Below are 22,754 nucleotides of genomic sequence, written 5' to 3'. Positions count from 1 at the left end.
CGGCTCAGCAAGCGTCGCCTGAAGCGCGGCGTGTTCCATTCGCTGGTCGACCTGCAGGCCGCCATCAATCGCTTCGTCGCCGAGCACAACCAGGAGCCCAGGCCGTTCGTCTGGACCGCCGATCCCGACAGGATCATCGAAGCCGTCAAACGCGGGCACCAAGAGTTAGATTCGCTCCACTAGAGTTAATCGACGATTTCAAGGATGACAGTAGTGCATTTAATCCTGAAATGATGAATGAGTGGGATGTGTTTTCACTCATCGTGGATAAACTTATGATGCGAGACTTTAGGCGATCACCATCTGTTAACCCTACATCTCGCAATGATTTTCTAGGCCGACTTGCTGTCATGCAGTCAAAGAGATCTGAAGGAGTGGCGGGAGAGACTACTTTTGTTGACCTTATTCAAAAGGTATTTAAAACGGATTTACGAATTTTATACGGTGAAGATTTGAGACGGAGAATAGATGAATTATTTGAAGATATGCGCAGTTCTTCGACCCTGACAAGGACGACAGGGGGGGATGGATGGATTTTTTCTCATAATTCGTTGCGTGAATTTATGGTGTCTAGGACCTATATCAGTAGTTTAGTTCATGAACGGATACTAAATGATGATGTTCCGGTATCCCCGGTGATGCGGACATTTGTTGCATCAATGCCTGACGAGAGGTTCGACGCGGCAATAACAAAATTTGGGGCACTTTGGCAACAGAGGCGCTCCATTGCTAACGCGGGCACATACTTGGCGCTCTGTTGGGATGCGATTGTAGCGAGGAACGCGTTCTTGAATGCGGGTATCGAATCAGAGTCAGACGAGCAGCATGCTCGTAATCTATTGCTTGATGGCGTTACTATTAAGTCAATTGATTTTTCTGCGACTATTTTTGGTGGAAGACTCAATGTCAATGGTGCGGGATCAGAATTTTCCGAATGTGTTTTTGAAAACTTGGTGTTGGATGGAAGCAATATATCAGAACGTGTGTTTGATTCGGTCATTTTCAGACAGGTAGATTTTTCAAACTGCAATCTGAACTCATCTTTCTTTTTTGAATGTGAATTCTTTGATTGTAAGTTTGCTGGAGCTCAATGTATCGATGTTGAATTGCAATCTACAATCAGAATTCACCGCGGGGCAAAAACTACCAAACACCTTGAAGGAGAAGAAATTATAGGATTTTTTGCCTTTGAGGGAGCGAAAACGAACCGTGTTTCTGATTACCTCCGATTGATGCACCACCCTCGATTCTCCATTATCGATAAAATTCTTCAGAAATTGTCTGAACAGAGAAATTGTCAATTGCGAGGATTGACGCAGCGCGGAGAAGCGCAGCTGGATCCCCCATTTGCGCGAGATTTTGTGGAAATGATGAGCCAGAATGATTGGATTGGTAGTCGTCAAGATATGGTTGGCCTAACCGCGGACGGGAGAAAAGTCGTTTCGCGATTTTTAGATAGTTTGGAATTAGATCAGCAGATCGTGGAGTTCATGGATAAACATTAGCATTTGGTATATTGAGCAGAATGATTTGGAATCCCGCCAGCGAACTTTTCTGAGCCTCGGCCCAAGGCACCGACAACGAGGATAATCATGTCGGTGGCGACCTTCCTGCTCCACTTTGCGAACTGACCGGCGATGTGCCCTGTGCCGGCACGGCTGCATCCTCTATGCGCTGCTCCTCCCCGCCCCCACCCCACACATCGAGTCAGGTTCGCGCAAGAGTCCCTATATACTACGGTTGAGCGGGCCGGAGGGCGGCCGTCGCCGTCCCGTCACGCCCGGACCAGGGAGATCTCACCCATGAAACGCATCATTGCTGTCGTGGCCCTCGGGGCCTTTCTGGCGGCCTGCGGGTCCTCGCAACAGGACCGGGGCCTGAGCGGCGCCGGGATCGGCGCGGCCGCGGGCACCGCGGTCGGCGCGGTGACGGGGCTGTCGCTGCTGCAGGGCGCGCTGCTGGGCGCCGCGGCCGGCGGCCTGACCGGCGTGCTGACCGACAAGGACATGCTCGACCTGGGCGAGCCCATCTGGGCCTCGGAGGACCGGGAGGCGAACCGCTCGGCCGTGGCGCGCGTCCAGGCCGGCCTGCACGAGCTTGGCTACAACCCCGGCCCGGTCGACGGGCAGAAGGGCGCGCAGACCGAAGCGGCGATCCGCGACTATCAGCGCGATCATGGCCTGCTGGTCGACGGCCGCGCGTCGCTGGAGCTGGCGCAGCATATCGAGCAGCGGCTGGGCTGAGCCGCCGGGGCGGCTTCCGGCCCGGGGCCAGGGGCGCCGCCGTGTTTCAGGCCGCGTCGCCGGTGACGCCGGAGGACGCGGCGGCCGGCGCGGACGCCTCGAGTATCGCCTCGATCTCGTCCCAGGGCGCGCCCGGGGCGAGGCCGATCATGTTGACGTCGACCCGGGCGTCCCACCTGGCGAGCTGCGCCGCGACCCGGTCCGGATCGCCATACGCCGTGAGCTGGTCCAGCAGCACTTCCGCCGTCTCCGGCACCACGCCCTTCGACGGGCTGGGCTTCGGATTGGCGGCGATGACCTCCTCGACCGCGCGGGCGTGGCCCTGCTTGCGGAGCGAGTTGGCGTAGACGTCGCCCATCGCCGTTATGTACCAGGCGACGTTGGCCGCCACCGCCTGCCGGGCCGCGGCGGGGCCGTCCTTCACCGAGACCGTCGGGCCGCCCAGCACGGTGAAGGCTGCCGGGTCCAGCCCGGCGGCGCGGCGCACCTCGCGCAGCTCCGGCGCCCAGGCGGCGAAGCGGTCGCGGGTGACATAATAGGGAAACCAGCCGTCGCCGTGGCGGGCGGCGTCGCGCACCGTCTTCGGGCCGATGGCGGCGATGAAGATCGGCAGGCCGGGTGCGGGCTTCTGCCCCAGCCGGAGCGGCCGCGTCTCGATCGCCTCGGGCAGGTCGGCGCGCTCGCCCGCCAGCAGGCGGCGCACCTCGTCCACCGTCGCCGTCAGCTTGCGCCGGGGGCGGGTGAAGGGCACGCCGTGGAAGCCCTCGGCCAGGGCCTTGGTGCTGGCGCCGAGGCCCAGCACGTAGCGGCCGCCGGATATGTCGTAGAGCGTCGCCGCGTTCATGGCGATGGCGCCGGGCGTGCGGCTCCAGACCGAGAGGATGCCCGACATGGGCCGCAGGCGCTTCGTCTTCAGCGCGATCTCGGTCAGCACCAGGGTCGAATCGAAGCCCCAGCCCTCGGGCACGGAAAACAGCTCGTAGCCCAGCTCGTCGGCCAGCACCGCCATGTCGACGATGACGCTGCGGCGGGTCTCCATCGGGGTCAGCGCGATGCCGCGGCGGGGCCGGGCGGCGGGTTCCGGATGCGGGATTCGCGGGTGCGGGGCGTTCATGTGTCTGCCTTCGAACTATTCATGACAATGACTTGCAGGACGGAATGGCAGGATTACTGTCCTGTCAGCCACCATGCCCCGGCGGGGCGGAAAAGGCAAATCGGCCCGGTCTTGCCGGCCGGCGCGCCTTCCGAACCGCTCGGGCATGGGTCCGGGCGCCACGGTGTTTCAGGCCGCGACGCCGCCGCCCCGCAGGGCGTTCCCTTTGCCGCGCCGGCGCTATAGGCTCGCGGCCATGTCGATGTTCGATGATTTCGGGGACGGGGACGACGACGAGCCGCCGGTCCCGCTGGACGATCTGCCGCCGACGGTGGCGGCGCTGTCGCGCTTCGCGGCGACGCTGGGCCATGTCTCCTGGTTCGCCGCCGTGGGCGAGCGCATTTCGGAGCCAGAGCGCCGCGACGCCGAGGACTATCTCGCCGCGCTGGGCTTTCCCGAATGCGACGTGGTCCAGGTGATGGACTGGGAGGAGGCCGAGGAGGCCGCGCGCAATCCCGAGTGGAACACCGCCTGGTGGGAGGCGGAGGAGCAGCTGCGCGCCGCGCTGTCGGACCGCGCCGTGGAACTGGCCGGCGACGAGGAGACGGTGCTGGTGGCGCTGACCAACGTCACCTCCAGGGCCTCCGAGGCCGTCCACGGCGCCGCCGCCGTCGCCGCCAGCCGCTTCGGCGTCGCCGACGAGGGGCTGATCCGCGCCGCCGCCGGGGCCGCCGCCCAGGCCGCCTACCAGGCCGCGCTGGTGATCGCCGCGGCCGAGGAGGAGGACCACGCCTTCGCGCGCAAGTTCGCCCTGTTCCAGGCCGGCCGCTGGCCGCTCGGCATCACCGGCGGCACCTTCAGCCTGTTCTGATGGAAACCAGATAGACCACCCCGAGCCGTGAAAGAGCCCGAATGACAGCCGTCCGCATCGCCACCTGGAACATCAACTCCGTCCGCCTGCGCCTGCCGATCGTCGAGCAGTTCGCCGCCGAGCACCGCCCCGACGTCATCTGCTTTCAGGAAACCAAGGTGGAGGACGGCAAGTTCCCCGCCGACGCCTTCCGCGAGATGGGCTTCCCGCATGTCGAGTTCTTCGGCCAGAAGAACTATCACGGCGTCGCCACGGTCTCGAAGCATCCCTTCGCCGCCGTCGAGCGCCGCAACTGGTGCGGCAAGGACGACACCCGCCACCTGGCGACGACCTTCGCCGACGGCACGGAGCTGCACAATTTCTACGTCCCGGCCGGCGGCGACGAGCCGGACCCGGAGAAGAACGAGAAGTTCGCCCACAAGCTGCAGTTCCTGGACGAGGTCACCGCCTGGTTCGCCGGGCGCCGCGCCGCCGACAACCGCTTCGTCGTGGTCGGCGACCTCAACATCGCGCCGCACGAGAACGACGTCTGGTCCCACAAGCAGCTGCTCAAGGTGGTCAGCCACACGCCCGTCGAGGTGGAGCGCATGGCGCGCTGGTACGCCGCCCACGATTTCGAGGACGTGGTGCGGCGCTTCGTGCCGGAGACGGAGAAGCTCTACACCTGGTGGAGCTACCGCGCGAAGGACTGGGAAGCGGCGGACCGCGGCCGGCGGCTGGACCATGTCTGGGTGACGCCGGCGCTGGCCGACGCGCCGCGGGCGCTGGAGGTGATCAAGCCCGCGCGCGGCTGGCTGAAGCCCTCCGACCACGTGCCGGTGATCGCCGAAATGGATCTGCCGCTGTGAACCTGGACCCGTTCTTCCGCCCGCGCTCGGTCGCGGTCGTCGGCGCGGGAGAACGGGCGACATCCTCGGGCGGGGCGGTGATGCGCAATCTGGCCATCGCGGGCTTCGCGGGCCGCGTCGTGCCGGTGAACCCGAAGGGGGGCACGATCTTCGGCCACGCGGCGAAAACATCGATTTCCGATATCGGGGAACCGGCGGACCTCTGCGTCATCGTCATCCGCCCCGACCTGATCCCGGGCGCGCTCGACGAAGCCGGCCGCAGCGGCCACCGGAACGTGCTGATCCTGCCCGGCGGCTTCGCCGAGGCCGGCGCGGAAGGCGCGGCGCGCGACCGGGAGACGCGCGGGATCGCCGCGCGCCACGGCATCACGGTCGCCGGTCCCAACTGCGCCGGGCTGATCTCGCTGGCCCCGGACCGGCGCTTCGCCGCGACCTTCCTGCGCGACATGCCGCCCGGGCCCAACGCGAAGGGCGAGGTGGCGCTGATCAGCCAGTCCGGGGCCATCGCCGAGGAGGCGATCGCAGCCGCCAACGCCCGCCACATCCCGCTGGGCACCGTGGTCTCCGTGGGCAACGCCATGCATCTGGGCGTCACCGAGTACCTCGCCTATCTGGGCGCGCAGGACCGGGTCTCGGCGGTGCTGCTCTATATCGAGAGCGTCGCCGACCCTGCCGGTTTCGTGGCCGCCTGCCGGGCCGTCGCGGCGAAGAAGCCGGTGATCGCGCTGATGGGCGGGCGTACCGCGCCGGGCAGCCGCGCCGCAGGGGCCCATACCGGGGCGGCGGCCACCGACGACGCCGCGATCGACACCTTCCTGGCCGAGGCCGGCGCGATCCGCGTCCGCTCGCTCCGGCGGCTCATGCTGGCGGCCAAGGGCTTCGGCGCCTTTCCCGCGGGCACGGGCCGGCGCGTGCTGGTGCTGTCCAACTCGGGCGGACCCGGCGTGATCTGCGCCGACGAGGCCGCGGCCGGGGGCCTGGAACTCGCGCCCCTGCCCGAGGCCATGGGCGCGGCGCTGGCGGCGAACCTGCCCGCCGAGGCCTCGGTCGCCAACCCGATCGACCTGCTGGCCGACGCCCGCGAGGACCGCTTCCGCATGGCCTTCCGCGCGCTGCTGGATCATGGCCTCGACGGCTATGACGCCGTGCTCGGCATCCACGTCGTCCCCTTCATGGTCGACGCAGACCCGGTCGTCGCGGCGCTGGCCGAACTGGCCGGAGAATGCCCGGTGCCCTTCATGCACGCCATGATGGGCACCCTGCCGCACAGGGCGGACTGGTTCGCGAAGCTGGAGGCGGCGGGCGTGCCGGCCTTCGACGACGTCGAGCAGATGGCCGAATGCGCCGCCCTGCTGGCGCGCTACGGTACATCGTAGGGACCGCGGCCCGCGGCGGCCGTCTGTCAGGCGGCGGTCAGGCCTTCCGCCACTTCGTCTTGCAGATCTCGTGGAAGGGCTGGAAGTGCTCGCCGACCTTGCCGGTGACCGTGCTCTTCGGTTCGGCGGTGAAGACCCGCCGGTGCGCGATGCGCCAGTGTCCGCCCCGGTAGAGGTAGTCGTCCTCGTACCAGCCCTGCAGGTTGGGATAGACCGCCTCCGGCCGGGCCATGAACTCGTTCAGTTCACAGCGCCCCCATGCGCGATCGCCGTCCAGCTCGATGACGAAGTTGGTCTGGACATGGTGGACGTTCGGGATCGCGCGCTGCAGGTCGGCGGCGAACTCGGCGAGTTCCGCGCGGCCCTCTGCCTTCACCTTCACCGCCGGGATCTCGAAGACTCCGTCCTCGGTGAACAGCGCGGCCCAGTCTTTCGGGTCGCCATGGTCGACCTCCCAGGCGTAACGGGCCAGCAGGTCCTGGATCATCACCCGGTCGGCGGCCCGCTGCAGATATTCGGACGTGCGCGCCATGTGCTTTCTCCCCAATGCCGTTGGCATGGGGCAGGATCGCGGAACGGGCGGCCGATGTCATCCCCGCACTCGGGGGTGGCCGATAGAGAAGGCGCGCGGGACGGTTCGGAAGGCCCGCCGACGCAGCTCAGAAGGCGCGCGGGCCGGCCCAGCCAACCCCCGCGCGCCCACCGGAATCAGTTCGCGCCGTCGAGCAGGCGCCGCGTGATGACCTGGGCCTGGATCTCGCCGGCGCCCTCGAAGATGTTGAGGATGCGGGCGTCGCAGAGGATGCGGCTGACCTCGTATTCCAGCGCGAAGCCGTTGCCGCCATGGCTCTGCACGGCGTTGTCGGCATTGGCCCAGGCGACGCGGGCGGCCAGCAGCTTGGCCATCCCGGCCTCCAGGTCGCAGCGCCGGCCCTCGTCCTTGGCGCGCGCGGAATAATAGGTGAGCTGGCGCGCGATCATGGTCTCGACCGCGGCCCAGGCGACCTTGCCGTGCACCCGCGGGAAGGCGTAGATCGGCTTGCCGAACTGCAGCCGGTCCCTGGCGTAGCGCATGCCGCATTCCATGGCGTTCTGGGCGACGCCCACGGCGCGGGCGGCCGTCTGGATGCGGGCGCTCTCGAAGGTCGCCATGAGCTGCTTGAAGCCGTTGCCTTCCTCACCGCCGAGCAGGTTCTCGGCGGCAACCTCGAAGCCGTCGAAGCCCAGCTCGTATTCGCGCATGCCGCGATAGCCCAGCACCTCGATCTCGCCGCCGGACATCCCTTCGGCGGGGAACTGGTTGCCCTCCTCGCCGCGCGGCTTGGGCGCGAAGAACATCGACAGGCCCTTGTAGCCCGGCTCGTCGGGGTTGGTGCGCGCCAGCACGGTCATGACGTCGGCGCGGGCGGCGTGGGTGATCCAGGTCTTGTTGCCGGTGATCCGGTAGACGTCGCCGTCGCGCACGGCGCGGGTGCGCAGGCTGGCCAGGTCGGAGCCGGTGTTGGGCTCGGTGAAGACCGCCGTCGGCAGGATCTCGCCGGAGCAGATGCCGGGCAGCCAGCGCTGCTTCTGCTCCTCGGTGCCGCCGGTCAGCAGCAGTTCGGCCGCGATCTCGGAACGGGTGCCGAGCGAGCCGACGCCGATATAGCCGCGCGAAAGCTCCTCGGAGACGACGCACATGGACATCTTGCCCAGGCCCAGGCCGCCGTAGTTCTCCGGCACCGTCAGGCCGAAGACGCCGAGCTCGCCCATCTCCCGGATGATCTCGAGCGGGATCAGTTCGTTGTCCAGATGCCACTTGTGGGCATGAGGCGCGACCTTGTCGTCGCTGAAGCGGCGGAACTGGTCGCGGATCATCTGGAAGGTCTCGTCCAGGCCCGGCTCGCCGAAATTGCCGGTCTCCAGCGCGCCGTCCAGCAGCGCCGCGATGCGGCTGCGCACCGCCGGCGTGTTGCCCTGGAAGATCAGCTTGCGCACCGCCTGGGTGGCCAGCTTGTCGACGGACCGCATCTGCAGACCGAGGTCCTGCGGGCGGACGACCTCGCCCTGATTCATCGGAATGCCGTTGCCCAGCTGGGCCAGATACTCACCGAAGCCGGCCTGCAGGATCAGCCGCTCCAGTTCGCCCAGCTTGCCCTCCTCGTCGATACGGCCGGCCCAGTTGCGCAGTTCGCGCAGCGCCTCGACATAGGTCGCGACCCAGGCCAGACCGTGACAGGCGAACTGGTTCAACTCCATCTTCTCGGCGTCGATGCGACCCTCGTCGTCGCGGACCAACTTCGCCACCGTGGAGATGGCCACCTGCTTGTAGCGGTCGGCCGAGTCCACGGCCTTGGCGGTGAGGTCCATCAGGTCGGAAAGCACCAGATCGTCCTGGCGGGCGTCGAAGGCGGGCGCGGTGTCGGGCATGGAGGTACTCTGCTGCGGCTGTTGTCGGAAATTGGCGGCGTTTATGGCCGATCCGACCGGCAATTGCCACAGGGAACTTGTCGCGGCAGCGCCCGGATTCGGCCCGGCGGAGCGCGTCAGCCGCCGCTTCGCGCGCCGCCTCCGGCGCGGGCCGCGGCGATGTCGAACAGCCGCCTGCGCATGGCCGCGACATCCACCGGCTTGCGGAAATTGCCCGCGACCTCGTGGCCGTTCGCCTCGGCGAGACGGGCCGCGGCGTTGCGGATGCTGTCGGGCTGACCGGAAACGATCAGGATGGCGCCGTCGAAGCCGGCCTCGCGGAGTTCGCCCAGCACGTCCAGCGCGTCCAGGTCCGGCATGCAGAGGTCCAGGGTGACGACGTCGGGACCGACCCGCGAGACCGTCTCGGCGGCCAGACGCGGATCGGCGATCCAGTCCGCCTCGAAGCCGGCGCGGGCCGCGACGCGGGCGACCAGCTCAGCGGAATCGGCGTCGTCGTCAATGGCCAGCAGTCGCGGGACGGCCGATGGCGAGGTCATCGATCGCGTTCTCCATTCGGGACGCAACCCCTTGATACCTCACCGGGGGGCTGCCGCCGGGCCGCCCGCAGGGGGCGGCCGGCCGGCTTGTTCAGGCGGCGCGGGCCGCGCGGGCGGCCTTCGCCGGCGCAGCGCCGCGGTGCGGGCGGAAGCGGATTTCCGCCTCGTCCACCGCTTCGCGCATACGGCCGACCAGATGGTCGATCTCGGCCTTGTGGTGCCGTGCCATGACCTGCAGGCGGAACCGCGCGCCGCCGCGGGCGACGGCCGGATACTCCACCAGGTTGGCGATGGCCCCGCGCTTGGCCAGTTCCTGGGCCGCCATGCGGGCATGGCCCTCGGCGCCGATATGCACCGGCACGATCGCCGAAGGATCGCCGGAAACGTCGAAGCGCGCCTCCTTGAGCTGCTCGCGCAGATAGAGGGTGTTGTTCATCAGATCGCGGCGCAGCTGACGGCCCTCATCGGAGCGGACGATCTCGAAGGCCTTCAGCACGACCGCCGCCTGCATGGGCGAGAGCGCGTTGGAGAAGGTCTGCGGCGCGCTGTAGTACTTCAGGTACTCCTTCACCGCCCGCGACCCGGCGGTCACGAAGCCGCCATTGGAAGCGAAGGTCTTGGAGAAGCTGCCGACGATGATGTCGACGTCGTCGATCATGTTCTGCAGGCCAAGCTGGCCACGGCCATCCTCGCCCATGCAGCCCAGGTCGTGCGCGGCGTCGACCAGAAGGATGGCGCCGAACTCGTGGCAGAGATTCTGCAGTTCGCGCAGCTTCGGCGTGTCGGAGTCCATGGAGAACAGGCTCTCGGTGACGACGAGGATGCCGTTCTTCGCATCCTTGTCGCGGATCCGCTTCAGCTTGCGCCGCACGCCATCCAGGTTGAGGTGGCCGTGCAGGTGGATGTTCTTCGTCGCGGCGGCCGCGCCCTGCTGCATGCAGCTATGGGCCAGCACGTCCATGACCACGTGATCGTCGGGCCGCACCAGGCCCTGGACGACGCCGAAGCCGGCGGACCAGCCCGTGGGATAGAGCACCGTGTGATCGCGGCCCAGAAAGCCGGAGATCTCGGCTTCCAGCCGCAGAGACAGGCCGGTATTGCCGAGCAACGCCGCCGAACCGGCGCTGTGGGCGCCGAAATCGGTGATCGCCCGGATCGCAGCCTCCTTGATGGCCGGATGCGAAGCCAGGCTGAGATAGTCCTGAGAGGCGAAGTTGACGCCCTGCACATCCTTGCCGGTGTCGTCGAAGGCGCTGCAGGAGGACTTCGGCGCGGTGGCCGTGGAGCGGGAATAGGGCCAGAGATCGTGGCGGCGGCGCAGGTTCTGCCAGTCGAAGAAGGCTTCCGTGCGACCGAGGAGGTCGGCGCCTTCGATGATGCGGTAATCCCTGAGGCTGCCCACGAGCGCTTCGGGAGGAAGGCTGGCGTCGTCGTTCATGTTTCGGTTCCTCCGAAGCGGGCGGACCGGTTCTGGGCCGCGTATCCTAGTACGCGGCAGAGTGGAACTACGGGCTTAACGAGCGGTGAACCGTTCTGGTTAACGGCTGTCGATTGACGGCCGTTCCGACGAATTCTTCATGCATTTCGGACGAATTCGCGTCATTCGAGCAATATCCGCGGCACCGTTCCATCACGGGTTTCGCCGGATGTCACGAGGCGGCGTTCGGTACCGCTCGAAGAAGGAAGTTGGGGCGAGTGATCGGAATTGAACCGACGACCTCCAGAGCCACAATCTGGCGCTCTAACCGACTGAGCTACACCCGCCACCGGAGAGGCCGCTGTTTAAACGCGGCGGTGCTGGCGGTCAAGCACTGACAGGCCCGGCGAACGCGGCTACGATTCCCGCCGAAGGGGCCGGCGAGACGCCCCGCGACAACAGGGAGGTCGAAAAGCCATGAACAGGGTTCTGGAACCGAAGGGACACGCCAATCCGGGCTCGCGTTTCGCACCGGGCATGGAGGTTCCCCCCGACTGCCGCTGGTGCTTCATCTCCGGGCAGGTCGGCCTCGACCGCAAGGGCAACATCCCCGATGACATCGACGGGCAGATCCATGTCGCCTTCGACAACGTCTTCGCCATCCTGGCCGAGGCGGACATGGGCGTGGCGGACGTCGTGCGGCTGAACATCTATCTGACCGACGCCGGCGACGTCGCCGCCTATCGCCGGATACGCGACGAACGGATGGAGGGCCGGCTGACCGCCTCGACGCTGGTGGTGGTCAGCGCCCTGGTCGATCCGCGCATGAGGGTGGAGATCGAGGCGGTGGCCGCCGCGATGGCCTCGCCGGGCCGGGCCGCGTGAAGGTCGTCATCACCGGCGGGGCGGGCTTCATCGGCCGGCGCCTCGCGCGGCGCATACTCGAGAAGGGCTCGCTCGCCGGACCGGACGGCAAGCCCGCCGCGGTCACCCGTCTGGTGCTGTTCGACATGGCCGAGGCCGGGGGCTTTGACGACCACCGCGTCGAGACGGTGTCGGGCGACGTCGCCGACCGGGCGACGGTGGATCGGCTGATCGGCGACGACACCGCCAGCATCTTCCACCTGGCCGCGATCGTCAGCGCCCAGGCGGAGGAAGACTACGACCTCGGCATGCGCATCAACCTGGACGGGACGCGCAACGTACTGGAGGCGGCGCGGGCCCTGCCGCAGACGCCGCGGCTGGTCTTCGCCAGCTCCGTCGCGGTCTATGGCGGCGCGGATCTGCCCGAGGTCGTGACCGACGCCACGCCCGTGACGCCGCTGACCAGCTATGGCGCGGCCAAGGCCTGCGGCGAGCAGCTTGTCTCCGACATGTCGCGCAAGGGCTATGTCGACGGCCGCTCGCTCCGCCTGCCGACCATCGCGGTGCGCACGGGCCGGCCGAACCGGGCCGCTTCGACCTGGGTCAGTTCGATGATCCGGGAACCGCTCTGCGGCGAAGACATGACCGTGCCGGTGACCGCGGACTCGGCGATGTCGCTGCTCAGCCCACGGCGGGTGGTGGACGCCTTCATCACCGCCCACGAGACGCCGGCGGAGCGTATCGGCGACTGGCGGTCGATGGTCCTGAGCGGCATCACCGTGACCGCCGGCGAGATCGCCGAGGCTGTCGAACGCAACCGGGGCAACCGCAAGGTGGGCGAGATCCGTTTCGCGCCGGACCCGGCGATCCAGCGCATCGTCGACGGCTGGCCCCGGGGAACGCGGGGCGAACGCGCCGAGGCGCTCGGCATTGCCGCCGACGGCTCGATCGACGAGATCGTGCGCCACTTCATCGAGGACGATCTGGACAACCAGATGCAGGGCATTTTCTGAGGGGGACCGACATGGCCGGACGGCTGGAAGGCAAGACCTGCTTCGTTACCGCGGCGGCGCAGGGCATCGGGCGCGCCACGGCGCTGCGCTTCGCCGAGGAGGGCGCGCGTGTCGTCGCCACGGACATCAACGAGGCGAAGGTCGCCGAGATCGCCGGCGCGCGGATCGAGACCCGCGGCCTCGACGTCCTCGACACCGGCGCGGTGGCGGCGATGGCGACGGAGGTCGGCGCCGTGGACGTGCTGTTCAACTGCGCCGGCTACGTCCATCACGGCGCGCTGCACGACACGCCGCTGGAAAGCTGGGATTTCTCGTTCGAGCTCAACTGCCGCTCGCTGTTCGTCGTCACCAAGGCGTTCCTGCCGGCGATGCTGGACAATGGCGGCGGCTCCATCATCAACATGGCCTCGGTGGTCAGTTCGGAGATGGGCGTGGTCAACCGCTGCGCCTACGGCGCGACAAAGGGCGCGGTGATCGGGTTCACCAAGTCGGTGGCCGCCGACTACATCGGTCAGGGCATCCGCTGCAACGCAATCTGCCCGGCGACGGTGCAGACGCCCTCGCTGGACGAGCGCATCAACGCGTTCGACGATCCGGAACAGGCGCGGCGCGACTTCATCGCACGCCAGAAGATGGGTCGGCTGGCGACAGCCGAGGAGATCGCCGATCTGGCGCTCTATCTCGCCGCCGACGAGAGCCGCTACATAACCGGCCAGCCCATGATCATCGACGGTGGCATGCACCTGTAGACCGGACCGCGTCCCGGCCGTGACTGACCGGTTATCTGCGGGAGCCGCCCCCGGCGCCGCAGACAGGCCGCGTTCAGATTCCTCGTGCCGAGTTGACCAGGATCAAGGCTGCGGAACGCCGAACCGCTAGTCTGCGTTCGTCAGCTCAAGCACATGGAACAATGACCATGAAATCCAAGATCGCCTGTATCGCCGTCGCGCTCACACTGGGCCTGGCCGCATGCGAAACCAATACCGCCGGCCAGAAGGAAGTGGGCGGCGCCCTGATCGGCGCCGCGGTGGGCGGCCTGCTGGGTTCGCAGATCGGCGGCGGCGCCGGCCAGCTCGCCGCAACTGCGGGCGGCACCCTGCTGGGCGCCTATCTCGGCTCCGAGGTCGGACGCTCGCTGGACAAGTCCGACAGGCTCTACGCCGAGCGCACCGCCCAGCGGAGCCTGGAGAGTTCCCGCAGCGGGACAACGTCAACCTGGGTCAACCCGGACACGCAGCATTCCGGCACTTTCACACCAACCAACACCTACAGGTCGGCGGACGGCCTTGACTGCCGCGACTACCAGCAGCGGGTGATCATCGACGGCCGCGATGAACTGGCGACCGGAACGGCCTGCCGCCAGGCCGACGGCACGTGGCGCATCGTCAACACGCGGTAGACCAGCCCGCCGCGCCGGCTGGCGCACCCGCAACAGGGCATGTACCCTGTCCCCGGGCGCGGCCGGCGCCTCTGGCCTGCGGCATCCTTCATGGGCGAGGAAGGACGCTGAAGTCCGGACCCCGCGCCATGCTGATGGAGAAGGCCGAATGAGCGACAACCGGCCCTGGGCCGTGCCGACGAAGCAGCTCGAGACCGACCGCGTCGTGGTCACCGAATGGCGCTTTGCGCCCGGGGCCCACACAGGCTGGCACCGCCACGGCATGGACTATGTCGTGGTCCCCGTCACGACCGGCGAACTCAGCATCGAAACCGCCAACGGCGTGGCGAAGGCGCCGCTCGCCGCAGGCGTCTCCTACGCCCGCGACGCCGGCGTTGAGCACGACGTGATCAACGACAACCCCTTCGAGTTCGTCTTCGTCGAGATCGAGTTGAAATAGACAACGCCCTTCAACCGGCTTCCCGGAGCGCGCCTTCCGGCAGTCTAAGCGGCTCGAAATGCAGTTTGTAGTCGGGGTCGACGGCATAGACCGTTCCGTTCGGCACCTGCCGCCAGGCCTCCTCCGGCGTCACCGGTTCCGACGCGACCTCGGCGGAACGGTAGTCGGATCTCGGCTTGTGGTGCACATGCGTCTGCCCGCAGATGTCGCAGCGGACAAGGCCGTCACGCTCCAGGTACCAGAGCGTCCGGTTCAGCCGCGTGCCGACCATGCGTTCGCCGTCGCCAAGAACGATATTGAGCCCGACGGGCTTGCCGGGGGCCAGTTCCGCACACCATCGGACGATCCGCTCGACGCCTTCGCGCACGGTTTCGAGCAGGTCGGTCTGCGGTCCGTGCGCCCAGCGTGTCAGCAGGTAATGGAATACATGTTCGCTGTCGGTATCGCCCCGGATCTCATCGTGATGAAGCGGGTCGACATGCTCCAGCAGGCGCGGTCGGATCGCCTCGAAGTTCGGCAAGGTGCCGTTGTGGGCGAAGATGTAGCGGCCGAAGACGAAGGGGTGGGTGTTCTCGATACGCGGCGAACCCACAGTTGCGCGGCGCACATGCGCGATCACGGTGTGTGCGTAGACGCGGGCCGCCTTCTTCGCGAAATGCTCGCCATGGAACGCGGCCCATGTCTGACGCTCCAGCATCGGTACGCCGTCGGGATACTCGGCAACACCCCAGCCATGGCCGTGCGCCAGTCCCTCGGCGTCGCCCTGGCTCTGGCGCATGAGGTTGTTCTGGGAACGGACAAGACCGCATTCGACCCGAGTGGGCTCATTCGCCCGAAGCGCATAGAGACGGCACATTCCGGCATTCTCCTTCCCCCAGGGCGCGTTGCGCAGCTTTGGTCCCGAGAATAGTCTCCTTTGGCAACGGCGCGTCAAAGGGCGAATCGCCGCCGAGCACGCATTTCGGCCGGGCGCGCAGGGACGGGCAACTCTATGGCCAGGAATTCACCAAGCTTGGGGATGAGGGCGTGTCGGCACGGAAGACGCATGGTCCGGACGCCCGAGACACAATGCGGCCGGCGATTCCGATCGTCGAACGCCTGGCAGTCCATCTACCGCAGAGGGAACGGCGGCGACTCCTGCGGATGGCCAGGGCAGTTCTCGCAAACGAGCCCTCGCTCGGGCGGACCGACTTCTTCGGCCCGCGGGTTTCGTCCGGTCTGAAGCCGGGGCCCGCCCTCCTGATCGGCGATCAGCGGGAAGTCGGGCTGTTCGCGGGAATGCGGGAACAGCGGCTGGAGCATCGGATAGCCCTGCTGGCCGACGAGGGCGACTTCCTCGTCGTCGAGAAGGCCTGCCCGCGCCACGAGGCCTTCGTCCGCCACCTGCTCGGCATCCACGACCTTCGGATCATCGAGATCGGCCCGCCGGAGCGGGGCGGCCCGGCGGCGATCGCAAGCCGCTGCCGGTCGCCGGCGCTGGCCGCGCGCTTCGCCGACGCGGCCCGGGACCGGGGCTGCTTCCAGATCGTCCCCTATTTGGGCTCGGGTAAGGACTGGGCGCTGGCCGGAACAATCGCCGATGTCGCCCGCGTCCCGGTCAGGGTCGCCGCACCGCCGCCGCAGCTCGCCAAGCGGGTCAACGACAAGATCTGGTTTGCTGACCGCGTGCGGGCGGTGCTTGGTCCACAGGCCCTGCCGCCCACTTTCGCCGCCTATGGGCCGGCGGCCCTGGCGGCGCACATACGGCGCCTCGCCCGCAATTGCGAACAGGTCATCGTCAAGACGCCGGACAGCGCCGGTTCCCTGGGCAATGTGAACCTCGACGCGGCGCTGATCCGCGGCTTCAGCACCGAAAGGCTGCATTGCTGCGTCCTGGACATCCTGCGCGCCCGAGGCTGGCGCGACCGCTATCCGCTGCTGGTCGGCGTCTGGGAGACCGCCGCCCTGTCCAGCCCCTCGGCGCAGATCTGGATCCCCGCCCCCGGTGACGGAGATCCGGTGGTGGAAGGCATCTTCGAGCAACGCCTGGCCGGTGACGAAGCCGAATTCATAGGCGCCGCTCCGGCTGTGTTATCGGTCGGCGTGCTGCGCCGCATCTGCCGCGAGGCGATGGCGCTGGCCGTACATCTGCAGGCGCTCGGCTATTTCGGACGTTGCAGCTTCGACTGCCTGATCACCGGCGAGGCCGGGCGCGCCCGTGGCGTGCACTGGATCGAGTGCAACGGCAGATGGGGCGGGGTTTCGATCCCGATGAGCTTCGTCAACCGGTTCTTCGGCCGCCACGCCGGCCGCGGCATGGTCATCGTACAGGACCAGTCCCTGCAACTGCGCGTGCGAACCGCCGAAGCGCTCTACGACCTGCTGGGACCGTTCCTGCTGCGCCGCGGGAAAAATGAAGGCATCGTCCCGCTTGCCGTCGGCGGAATCGAGCGCAGCGCCGGATTCCCCTTTCTCGCCGTGGCCGATAGCCAGGCTCGCGCTGAAACCCTGGCCGGCCAGGCCCGCGCCCTGCTCGCCAGACGCGGCTGAACGCTCCCTGCGGTCAATCCGGCAGGTCGAGCCGGTAGACCCGTTTCGCGGTGTCGTGGAACAGGGCGTCGCGCTCGGCCTCCGTATAGGCGGCGGCGATCAGCTTGAAGGCGTTCCACAGCACCGGATAGCTGACCGACAGCTTGTCGACGGGGAAGTTGCTCTCGAACATGCAGCGCCCGGGTCCGAAGCAGTCGATGGCGTGGACGTACCAGTCGCCCGTCGCCGCCACCAGCTCGCGCGCCGTGGGCGGCTTGTCGCGCTTGTGCCAGCCGAAGCCGTTCACGGCCATGTTGAGGCCGCCCAGCTTCGCCACCACGTTCTCGCAGCGCGCCAGTTCCGCGAAATCGAGCTTCCACTGCTCGAAGATCTCGTCGCGCTTGCCCTCATAGGGCCCGATGCCCAGCGGTCCGAGAAAGTGGTCGGCGATGATCACCGTGTCGGGAAAGGCGCGGGCCAGTTCGGTCACCTCCCGGATCTGGGGATGGTAGACCCAGGCCTCGAAGCTCATGTCCCGCTTTTGCAGTTCGGCAAAGCCTTCGCGGAAGGTGGCGTCGGCCAGCATGTGCCTGAACGGCTTCGTGTGCGCCACCCTGACGTCCGGGCTGTCGTCATGGGCTGCGACATGGCGGATGCCGCGGAAGCGGTCGGGCGCCGCGCGCATGTGGGCGTCCAGCACCTCGCCGACGCGGCTGCCCAGGTTGAGGTCGGCCAGGCCCACGATGCCTGCGCAGGCGCGGGCGGCGCCGTAGGTCCCCGACGCGCTCATGGCGGCAACGCCGTTGACGAACTCGGTCTCGCCCACAGGCTTCAGGTGTTCCGGCCCGTCGGCGCGGTACATGGCGCCGCACTCGACGAAGACCGTGGCGACGACGTTGTGACCGGAACCCATGTCGGAGAGCAGTTCGTCCAGCAGATAGCGAGAGCCGGGATAGTCCCAGAGATGGTGGTGCGGGTCGATGATCGGCCGGTCCGGCTCGATGACTTCTTCCTGAACCTGATCCAGCCAGGCCTGATCGATCGGCATGACGCCCTCCCCTGCGCGGTATCGACAACAGCCCTGACTATAGGGCAGGCGGCCGGCCCGGTCAGGTTCCAATGCGCCGCCGGCAAGGCGGGAGGGGAAAATCGGACTTCACCCCGGCCCGAGTAAAGAATCCGCTTTCGCGGCGGGCGGCATGGGCGCAACATCCCCGTCCTCGACAACGCCGCGGGCGACGTGAAACGCCGCGGAGGGAGACCGCAACAGAATGACTTACGGACTTGGCCTGTTCCTGGAGGACGGCTTCGTCGTCACCGCCGACACGCGCTCCAACGCCGGTGTCGACCATATCGCGACCATCTCGAAGATCTCGGCGTTCCAGAACGCGGACGAGCGGGTCATGGTGCTGGCCTCCGCCGGCAACCTGGCGACCACCCAGGCGGTGGTCACCATCCTGAACCAGCGCCTGGGCCAGGGCGGCAACCCGACCAACCTGTTCGATGCGGCGACGATGTTCGACGCCACCAAGATGGTCGGCAGCGTGCTGCGCGAGGTGATGAGCGCCAATGCCCAGCACGTGCAGGCCTATGGCGATCCCTCGGCAAGCTTCCTGTTCGCCGGCCAGATCGCCGGCGGGCCGCACCGGCTGTTCCTGATCTATCCGGCCGGCAACTTCATCGAGGCGTCCCCGGACACGCCCTACCTGCAGATCGGCGAGGTCAAGTACGGCAAGCCGATCCTGGACCGCGCCATGCAGTTCAGGACCAGCCTGTCCGAAGCGGTGAAGCTGACGCTGCTCAGCTTCGACGCCACCGTGCGCAGCAACCTGTCGGTGGCGCCGCCCTTCGACATGGTGATCTACCGCGCCGGATCGCTGGGCCCGATCCAGGTCCGGCGGGTGGAGATGGAAGATCCCTACTTCGTCAACATCCGCAACAGCTACAGCGACGCCATCCGGCAGGCCGTGCGGGACCTCGCGCCGGCTGACTGGCCCGAGATCGCATGACCCGGCCGGTCCCGGACAGGGCGGCCATCGAGGCGGCGCTGGACGAGGCCTATCAGGCCGGCCTCGCCAAATGCGCCCACGGCCATGTCGCGACCTACATCCCCGAACTGGCCCGGGTGGACCCGTCCCTGTTCGGGATCGCGGTGCACACCGTCGACGGCGTCACCGCCTCGATCGGCGACGCCGCCCACCCCTTCACGATGCAGAGCGTTTCCAAGATCTTCTCGCTCTCCGCCGTGATCGAGCATTCCGGCGAGCGGGTCTTCGAGCATATGTCGACCGAGCCGTCGGGCGACGCCTTCTTCTCCATCGTCAAGCTGGAGGAGGAGAAAGGGCAGCCGCGCAATCCCTACATCAATGCCGGCGCGATCCTGACCAGCGATCACCTGCCGGGCGTCGACGCATCGGACAAGATCGCCCATTTCCAGGCTTTCCTCGGGCGCGCCAGCGGGCTGGAGGCGGCCGCGTTCCCGGTCAACGAGGCGGTCTTCCGCTCGGAAGCGGAGACGGGCCACCGCAACCGGGCGCTGGCGGAGATCATGCGCCACCACAAGGTCATCAGCGACGTGGAAGTCGCTGTCGAGACCTATTTCCGGCAGTGCGCGGTCACCTGCACCGCCGAGCATCTGGCGCGGATAGCCATGTTCCTGACCAACGCCGGCGCAGACCCGATCACCGGCGAGCACATCATCACGCCGGCCAACGCGCATGGCGTGCTGGCGCTGATGGCGACGTCGGGCATGTACGACGAGGTCGGCAGCCACGCCATCGAGGTTGGCCTGCCGTCGAAAAGCTCGGTGAGCGGCGCGGTCCTCGCCATCGCGCCGGGGCGCATGGCGATCGCCGGCTTCGGACCCGCCCTGGGTCAGAAGGGCAACTCCATCGGCGCCATGAAGGCGCTGGGCGTGTTGTCGAAGCGGCTGGAGCTCTCGGTCTTCCGCTGATCGCAGCGAAGGCGGCGCGCGAACCGGGCGAGCCGGCCCGCGCGCCGTTGGCTCAGCTCAGCGCCTTCTGGAGGTTCCGGTCCAGGGCGTCGAGGAACTGGTTGGTGGTCATCCAGGGCTGGTCGGGGCCGATCAGGATGGCCAGATCCTTGGTCATCTGGCCGTTCTCGACCGACTGCACGCAGACCTTTTCCAGCGTCTGGGCGAAGTTCACCACCTCGGGCGTCTCGTCCATCTGACCGCGATAGCCCAGACCCCGGGTCCAGGCGAAGATCGACGCGATCGGATTGGTCGAGGTCTCCTTGCCCTGCTGATGCATGCGGTAGTGGCGGGTAACCGTGCCGTGGGCCGCCTCGGCCTCGACGGTCTTGCCATCGGGCGTCATCAGCACCGAGGTCATCAGGCCCAGCGAGCCGAAGCCCTGGGCGACCGTGTCGGACTGCACGTCGCCGTCGTAGTTCTTGCAGGCCCAGATGTACTTGCCGGACCACTTCATGGCGCAGGCCACCATGTCGTCGATCAGGCGATGTTCGTAGATCATGCCCTTGGCGTCGAACTTGTCCTTGAACTCGGCCTCGTAGACCTCCTGGAACAGATCCTTGAAGCGGCCGTCATAGGCTTTCAGGATGGTGTTCTTGGTCGACAGGTAGACGTCCCAGCCGCGGTTCAGGCCGTAGTTCATGCACGCCCGGGCGAAGTCGCGGATGGAATCGTCCAGATTGTACATGGACATGGCGACGCCGCCGCCGGGGAAGTCGAAGACCTCGCGCTCGATGGTCTTGCCGTCCTCGCCCTCGAACTTGATGGTCAGCTTGCCCTTGCCGGGGACCACGAAGTCGGTGGCGCGGTACTGGTCGCCATAGGCGTGACGGCCGATGACGATGGGATCGGTCCAGCCCGGCACCAGACGCGGCACGTTCTGGCAGACGATCGGCTCGCGGAAGATGGTGCCGCCGATGATGTTGCGGATGGTGCCGTTGGGGCTGCGCCACATCTTCTTGAGCTTGAACTCCTCGACGCGCTGCTCGTCGGGGGTGATGGTGGCGCACTTGACGCCGACGCCGTACTTCTTGATGGCCTCGGCCGCGTCGACGGTGATCTGGTCGTCGGTGCGGTCGCGCTCCTCGACGCCCAGGTCGTAATAGTGCAGGTCGATATCGAGATAGGGCAGGATCAGCTTCTGCTTGATGAAATCCCAGATGATCCGGGTCATCTCGTCGCCGTCCAGCTCGACGACCGGATTTTTCACCTTGATCTTGCTCATTCCCCACCTCTTCGGATTGCACGGATTGATCCTGCGGCCGGCACGGCCCCGGAAGCTGCGCCGCTTATATCACCGCGCGCGCGGGCGTCAAAAGCGAAGCGCGCATGACGGTCATCATGCGCGCTTCGCCAAACTCATCGCCCGGCATATCCGGCCGGGCGGCTCCGCCGGCGGTCAGCCGTTGCCGACCTCGATCGCGTCCTCGATGGTGCGCAGGCCCGGCACCTTCGACGAGACCAGCACCGCCATGTTCCCGGGCTTGTGCTCGTTGCGGAACATCTTCATGTGGGCGCGCGGGATGTCGTCCCAGCTGAAGACTTCGGACATGCACGGGTCGATGCGCCGTTCGATCACCAGCTGATTGGCCTGGGTGGCCTGCTTCAGGTTGGCGAAGTGGCTGCCCTGGATACGCTTCTGGCGCATCCAGACATAGCGGGCGTCCATGGTCAGATTGTAGCCGGTGGTACCGGCGCAGAAGACCACCATGCCGCCGCGCTTCACGATGATGCAGCTGACGGGGAAGGTCGCCTCGCCCGGATGCTCGAAAACGAAGTCGACGTCATTGCCCTTGCCGGTGATGTCCCAGATCGCCTTGCCGAACTTGCGGACTTCCTTTGTCCAGGCGGCGTATTCCTCGGTGTTGACCGTCGGCATCTGGCCCCAGCAGTTGAAATCCTTGCGGTTGATCACGCCCTTGGCGCCCAGCGACATGACGAATTCGCGCTTGTCCTCCTCGGAGATCACGCCGATGGCGTTGGCGCCGGCGGTGGCGCAGAGCTGCACCGCCATGGAACCGATGCCGCCCGACGCGCCCCAGATCAGCACGTTGTCGCCGGGGCGCAGGATGTGCGGGCGATGGCCGAACAGCATGCGGTACGAGGTGGCGAGAGTGAGCGTGTAGCAGGCGCTCTCCTCCCAGGTCAGATGCCTGGGCCGCGGCATGAGCTGGCGGTCCTGGACGCGGGCGAACTGCGCGAAGGAGCCGTCCGGCGTCTCGTAGCCCCAGATCCGCTGCGAGGGCGAGAACATCGGGTCGCCGCCATTGCATTCGACGTCGTCGCCATCGTCCTGGTTGCAGTGGACGACGACCTCGTCGCCGACCTGCCAGCGCTTGACCTTGGAGCCCACGGCATAGACCACCCCCGCGGCGTCGGAGCCGGCGATGTGATAGGGCTGCTTGTGGACGTCGAACATGGAGACGGGCGTGCCGAGGGACGCCCAGACGCCGTTGTAGTTGACGCCCGCGGCCATCACGAGAACCAGCACGTCGTGGCTGTCCAGCTCGGGGGTCTCGACCACCTCGACCTGCATGGCCTTGTCCGGCTCGCCCTCGCGCTCCTTGCGGATCGCCCAGGCGTACATCTTCTTCGGTACGTGACCCAGCGGCGGGATCTCCCCGACCTCGTAGAGCTCCTTCTTCTCGCCCTGCGTCAGGTCCGACGGCTCGCTCTCGACTGCCTGGAATTCCGCCATGAGGTCATGCTCCATAAATCTCGCTACCGGATCCGTCCGGCCCCG

The 22,754-nt window shown here is 67.0% G+C and carries 22 protein-coding genes, 1 tRNA gene and 1 pseudogene; 14 read left to right on the top strand and 10 right to left on the bottom strand.

Annotation, left to right across the window (positions count from 1 at the left end):
- The 3 genes and pseudogenes from CWC60_RS15745 to CWC60_RS15735 all read left to right on the top strand — a co-directional run.
- A pseudogene (locus tag CWC60_RS15745) lies at positions 1–183 on the top strand (IS630 family transposase); the annotation flags it as partial.
- 47 nt (positions 184–230) lie between these two features.
- The gene (locus CWC60_RS15740; RefSeq protein WP_109794888.1) at positions 231–1,505 is read left to right on the top strand and encodes a pentapeptide repeat-containing protein; all 1,275 of its coding nucleotides are present in this window, start codon (positions 231–233) and stop codon (positions 1,503–1,505) included.
- A 297-nt stretch (positions 1,506–1,802) separates the two neighbouring features.
- Positions 1,803–2,243 carry a peptidoglycan-binding domain-containing protein gene (locus CWC60_RS15735; RefSeq protein ID WP_109794887.1) on the top strand — a complete coding sequence of 147 codons (441 nt, stop codon included), beginning with the start codon at positions 1,803–1,805 and terminating at the stop codon, positions 2,241–2,243.
- Positions 2,244–2,289: 46 nt separating this feature from the next.
- Here CWC60_RS15735 and CWC60_RS15730 read toward each other — a convergent pair whose 3' ends face one another.
- The gene (locus tag CWC60_RS15730; protein WP_206419963.1) at positions 2,290–3,357 is read right to left on the bottom strand and encodes an LLM class flavin-dependent oxidoreductase; all 1,068 of its coding nucleotides are present in this window, start codon (positions 3,355–3,357) and stop codon (positions 2,290–2,292) included.
- 235 nt (positions 3,358–3,592) lie between these two features.
- Between CWC60_RS15730 and CWC60_RS15725 the strand changes: the two genes are divergently transcribed.
- The 3 genes from CWC60_RS15725 to CWC60_RS15715 are packed head-to-tail and all read left to right on the top strand — an operon-like array spanning position 3,593 to position 6,431.
- Positions 3,593–4,207, top strand: a complete 615-nt coding sequence (locus CWC60_RS15725; protein WP_109794886.1) for a hypothetical protein — start codon at positions 3,593–3,595, stop codon at positions 4,205–4,207.
- Between the two features lie 41 nt (positions 4,208–4,248).
- The gene (xth, locus tag CWC60_RS15720) at positions 4,249–5,055 is read left to right on the top strand and encodes an exodeoxyribonuclease III (protein ID WP_109794885.1); all 807 of its coding nucleotides are present in this window, start codon (positions 4,249–4,251) and stop codon (positions 5,053–5,055) included.
- A complete protein-coding gene (locus tag CWC60_RS15715) occupies positions 5,052–6,431 on the top strand; it encodes a CoA-binding protein (RefSeq protein ID WP_164516580.1) in 1,380 nt (459 codons plus the stop codon). Before xth ends, CWC60_RS15715 begins: the two co-directional genes overlap by 4 nt.
- Positions 6,432–6,468: 37 nt before the next feature.
- Here the strand turns inward: CWC60_RS15715 and CWC60_RS15710 are convergent, their stop codons facing one another.
- From CWC60_RS15710 to CWC60_RS15690, 5 genes are all read right to left on the bottom strand, one after another.
- Positions 6,469–6,963: a nuclear transport factor 2 family protein gene (locus CWC60_RS15710; RefSeq protein ID WP_164516579.1), complete on the bottom strand. Its 495-nt coding sequence runs from the start codon at positions 6,961–6,963 to the stop codon at positions 6,469–6,471.
- 176 nt (positions 6,964–7,139) lie between these two features.
- The gene (locus tag CWC60_RS15705) at positions 7,140–8,840 is read right to left on the bottom strand and encodes an acyl-CoA dehydrogenase family protein (protein ID WP_109794882.1); all 1,701 of its coding nucleotides are present in this window, start codon (positions 8,838–8,840) and stop codon (positions 7,140–7,142) included.
- Between the two features lie 116 nt (positions 8,841–8,956).
- Complete coding sequence (locus CWC60_RS15700; protein WP_109794881.1) at positions 8,957–9,379, bottom strand: response regulator; 423 nt, start codon at positions 9,377–9,379, stop codon at positions 8,957–8,959.
- A 91-nt stretch (positions 9,380–9,470) separates the two neighbouring features.
- Positions 9,471–10,817, bottom strand: a complete 1,347-nt coding sequence (locus CWC60_RS15695) for an aminotransferase class I/II-fold pyridoxal phosphate-dependent enzyme (protein WP_109794880.1) — start codon at positions 10,815–10,817, stop codon at positions 9,471–9,473.
- Between the two features lie 249 nt (positions 10,818–11,066).
- Positions 11,067–11,143: transfer RNA gene (locus tag CWC60_RS15690), tRNA-His, on the bottom strand.
- 130 nt (positions 11,144–11,273) lie between these two features.
- Here CWC60_RS15690 and CWC60_RS15685 point away from each other — a divergent pair.
- The 5 genes from CWC60_RS15685 to CWC60_RS15665 all read left to right on the top strand — a co-directional run bounded on the left by CWC60_RS15685 (position 11,274) and on the right by CWC60_RS15665 (position 14,511).
- Complete coding sequence (locus CWC60_RS15685; protein ID WP_109794879.1) at positions 11,274–11,681, top strand: RidA family protein; 408 nt, start codon at positions 11,274–11,276, stop codon at positions 11,679–11,681.
- Complete coding sequence (gene denD, locus CWC60_RS15680; RefSeq protein ID WP_109794878.1) at positions 11,678–12,673, top strand: D-erythronate dehydrogenase; 996 nt, start codon at positions 11,678–11,680, stop codon at positions 12,671–12,673. The genes CWC60_RS15685 and denD overlap by 4 nt, the downstream gene beginning before the upstream one ends.
- An 11-nt stretch (positions 12,674–12,684) precedes the next feature.
- Complete coding sequence (locus CWC60_RS15675) at positions 12,685–13,422, top strand: SDR family oxidoreductase (RefSeq protein ID WP_109794877.1); 738 nt, start codon at positions 12,685–12,687, stop codon at positions 13,420–13,422.
- Between the two features lie 167 nt (positions 13,423–13,589).
- The gene (locus tag CWC60_RS15670; RefSeq protein ID WP_109794893.1) at positions 13,590–14,072 is read left to right on the top strand and encodes an RT0821/Lpp0805 family surface protein; all 483 of its coding nucleotides are present in this window, start codon (positions 13,590–13,592) and stop codon (positions 14,070–14,072) included.
- 148 nt (positions 14,073–14,220) lie between these two features.
- Positions 14,221–14,511: a cupin domain-containing protein gene (locus tag CWC60_RS15665; RefSeq protein ID WP_109794876.1), complete on the top strand. Its 291-nt coding sequence runs from the start codon at positions 14,221–14,223 to the stop codon at positions 14,509–14,511.
- A gap of 10 nt (positions 14,512–14,521) precedes the next feature.
- On the opposite strand, the gene CWC60_RS15660 is transcribed toward CWC60_RS15665, so the two are convergent.
- Entirely contained in the window at positions 14,522–15,367 is an 846-nt protein-coding gene (locus CWC60_RS15660) for a class II glutamine amidotransferase (protein WP_109794875.1), read from the bottom strand.
- A gap of 287 nt (positions 15,368–15,654) precedes the next feature.
- Between CWC60_RS15660 and CWC60_RS15655 the strand changes: the two genes are divergently transcribed.
- Entirely contained in the window at positions 15,655–17,040 is a 1,386-nt protein-coding gene (locus CWC60_RS15655) for a preATP grasp domain-containing protein (protein WP_125182803.1), read from the top strand.
- A gap of 13 nt (positions 17,041–17,053) precedes the next feature.
- On the opposite strand, the gene CWC60_RS15650 is transcribed toward CWC60_RS15655, so the two are convergent.
- Positions 17,054–18,067 (bottom strand): amidohydrolase family protein, encoded by a 1,014-nt coding sequence (locus tag CWC60_RS15650; protein WP_109794873.1) that lies wholly within the window; start codon positions 18,065–18,067, stop codon positions 17,054–17,056.
- 223 nt (positions 18,068–18,290) lie between these two features.
- Here CWC60_RS15650 and CWC60_RS15645 point away from each other — a divergent pair, with 223 nt between their 5' ends.
- Positions 18,291–19,028 carry a proteasome-type protease gene (locus CWC60_RS15645; protein ID WP_109794872.1) on the top strand — a complete coding sequence of 246 codons (738 nt, stop codon included), beginning with the start codon at positions 18,291–18,293 and terminating at the stop codon, positions 19,026–19,028.
- Positions 19,025–19,972 carry a glutaminase A gene (gene glsA / locus CWC60_RS15640; protein WP_109794871.1) on the top strand — a complete coding sequence of 316 codons (948 nt, stop codon included), beginning with the start codon at positions 19,025–19,027 and terminating at the stop codon, positions 19,970–19,972. The genes CWC60_RS15645 and glsA overlap by 4 nt, the downstream gene beginning before the upstream one ends.
- 52 nt (positions 19,973–20,024) lie before the next feature.
- On the opposite strand, the gene CWC60_RS15635 is transcribed toward glsA, so the two are convergent.
- Positions 20,025–21,236: an NADP-dependent isocitrate dehydrogenase gene (locus tag CWC60_RS15635; protein ID WP_109794870.1), complete on the bottom strand. Its 1,212-nt coding sequence runs from the start codon at positions 21,234–21,236 to the stop codon at positions 20,025–20,027.
- Between the two features lie 174 nt (positions 21,237–21,410).
- Positions 21,411–22,709, bottom strand: coding sequence for a crotonyl-CoA carboxylase/reductase (gene ccrA / locus CWC60_RS15630; protein WP_109794892.1), 1,299 nt, complete (start codon positions 22,707–22,709; stop codon positions 21,411–21,413).
- Positions 22,710–22,754 lie beyond the last annotated feature (45 nt).

The sequence above is a fragment of the Minwuia thermotolerans genome (genome assembly GCF_002924445.1).
GTDB lineage: Bacteria > Pseudomonadota > Alphaproteobacteria > Minwuiales > Minwuiaceae > Minwuia > Minwuia thermotolerans.
The sequence above is the reverse complement of the archived record's forward strand: the minus strand, read 5'-3'. Positions and strand labels throughout refer to the sequence as shown.

What these genes read in the sequence shown, in the direction of transcription:
- CWC60_RS15710 (WP_164516579.1), bottom strand. Translation starts at nt 6,963, where the DNA reads ATGGCGCGCACGTCCGAATATCTGCAGCGGGCCGCCGACCGGGTGATG.
- CWC60_RS15730 (WP_206419963.1), bottom strand. Translation starts at nt 3,357, where the DNA reads ATGAACGCCCCGCACCCGCGAATCCCGCATCCGGAACCCGCCGCCCGG.
- CWC60_RS15635 (WP_109794870.1), bottom strand. Translation starts at nt 21,236, where the DNA reads ATGAGCAAGATCAAGGTGAAAAATCCGGTCGTCGAGCTGGACGGCGAC.
- xth (WP_109794885.1), top strand. Translation starts at nt 4,249, where the DNA reads ATGACAGCCGTCCGCATCGCCACCTGGAACATCAACTCCGTCCGCCTG.
- CWC60_RS15670 (WP_109794893.1), top strand. Translation starts at nt 13,590, where the DNA reads ATGAAATCCAAGATCGCCTGTATCGCCGTCGCGCTCACACTGGGCCTG.
- CWC60_RS15705 (WP_109794882.1), bottom strand. Translation starts at nt 8,840, where the DNA reads ATGCCCGACACCGCGCCCGCCTTCGACGCCCGCCAGGACGATCTGGTG.
- CWC60_RS15660 (WP_109794875.1), bottom strand. Translation starts at nt 15,367, where the DNA reads ATGTGCCGTCTCTATGCGCTTCGGGCGAATGAGCCCACTCGGGTCGAA.
- CWC60_RS15725 (WP_109794886.1), top strand. Translation starts at nt 3,593, where the DNA reads ATGTCGATGTTCGATGATTTCGGGGACGGGGACGACGACGAGCCGCCG.
- ccrA (WP_109794892.1), bottom strand. Translation starts at nt 22,709, where the DNA reads ATGGCGGAATTCCAGGCAGTCGAGAGCGAGCCGTCGGACCTGACGCAG.
- CWC60_RS15675 (WP_109794877.1), top strand. Translation starts at nt 12,685, where the DNA reads ATGGCCGGACGGCTGGAAGGCAAGACCTGCTTCGTTACCGCGGCGGCG.
- CWC60_RS15740 (WP_109794888.1), top strand. Translation starts at nt 231, where the DNA reads ATGATGAATGAGTGGGATGTGTTTTCACTCATCGTGGATAAACTTATG.
- CWC60_RS15735 (WP_109794887.1), top strand. Translation starts at nt 1,803, where the DNA reads ATGAAACGCATCATTGCTGTCGTGGCCCTCGGGGCCTTTCTGGCGGCC.
- CWC60_RS15685 (WP_109794879.1), top strand. Translation starts at nt 11,274, where the DNA reads ATGAACAGGGTTCTGGAACCGAAGGGACACGCCAATCCGGGCTCGCGT.
- glsA (WP_109794871.1), top strand. Translation starts at nt 19,025, where the DNA reads ATGACCCGGCCGGTCCCGGACAGGGCGGCCATCGAGGCGGCGCTGGAC.
- CWC60_RS15645 (WP_109794872.1), top strand. Translation starts at nt 18,291, where the DNA reads ATGACTTACGGACTTGGCCTGTTCCTGGAGGACGGCTTCGTCGTCACC.
- CWC60_RS15700 (WP_109794881.1), bottom strand. Translation starts at nt 9,379, where the DNA reads ATGACCTCGCCATCGGCCGTCCCGCGACTGCTGGCCATTGACGACGAC.
- CWC60_RS15665 (WP_109794876.1), top strand. Translation starts at nt 14,221, where the DNA reads ATGAGCGACAACCGGCCCTGGGCCGTGCCGACGAAGCAGCTCGAGACC.
- CWC60_RS15695 (WP_109794880.1), bottom strand. Translation starts at nt 10,817, where the DNA reads ATGAACGACGACGCCAGCCTTCCTCCCGAAGCGCTCGTGGGCAGCCTC.
- CWC60_RS15655 (WP_125182803.1), top strand. Translation starts at nt 15,655, where the DNA reads ATGGCCAGGGCAGTTCTCGCAAACGAGCCCTCGCTCGGGCGGACCGAC.
- CWC60_RS15650 (WP_109794873.1), bottom strand. Translation starts at nt 18,067, where the DNA reads ATGCCGATCGATCAGGCCTGGCTGGATCAGGTTCAGGAAGAAGTCATC.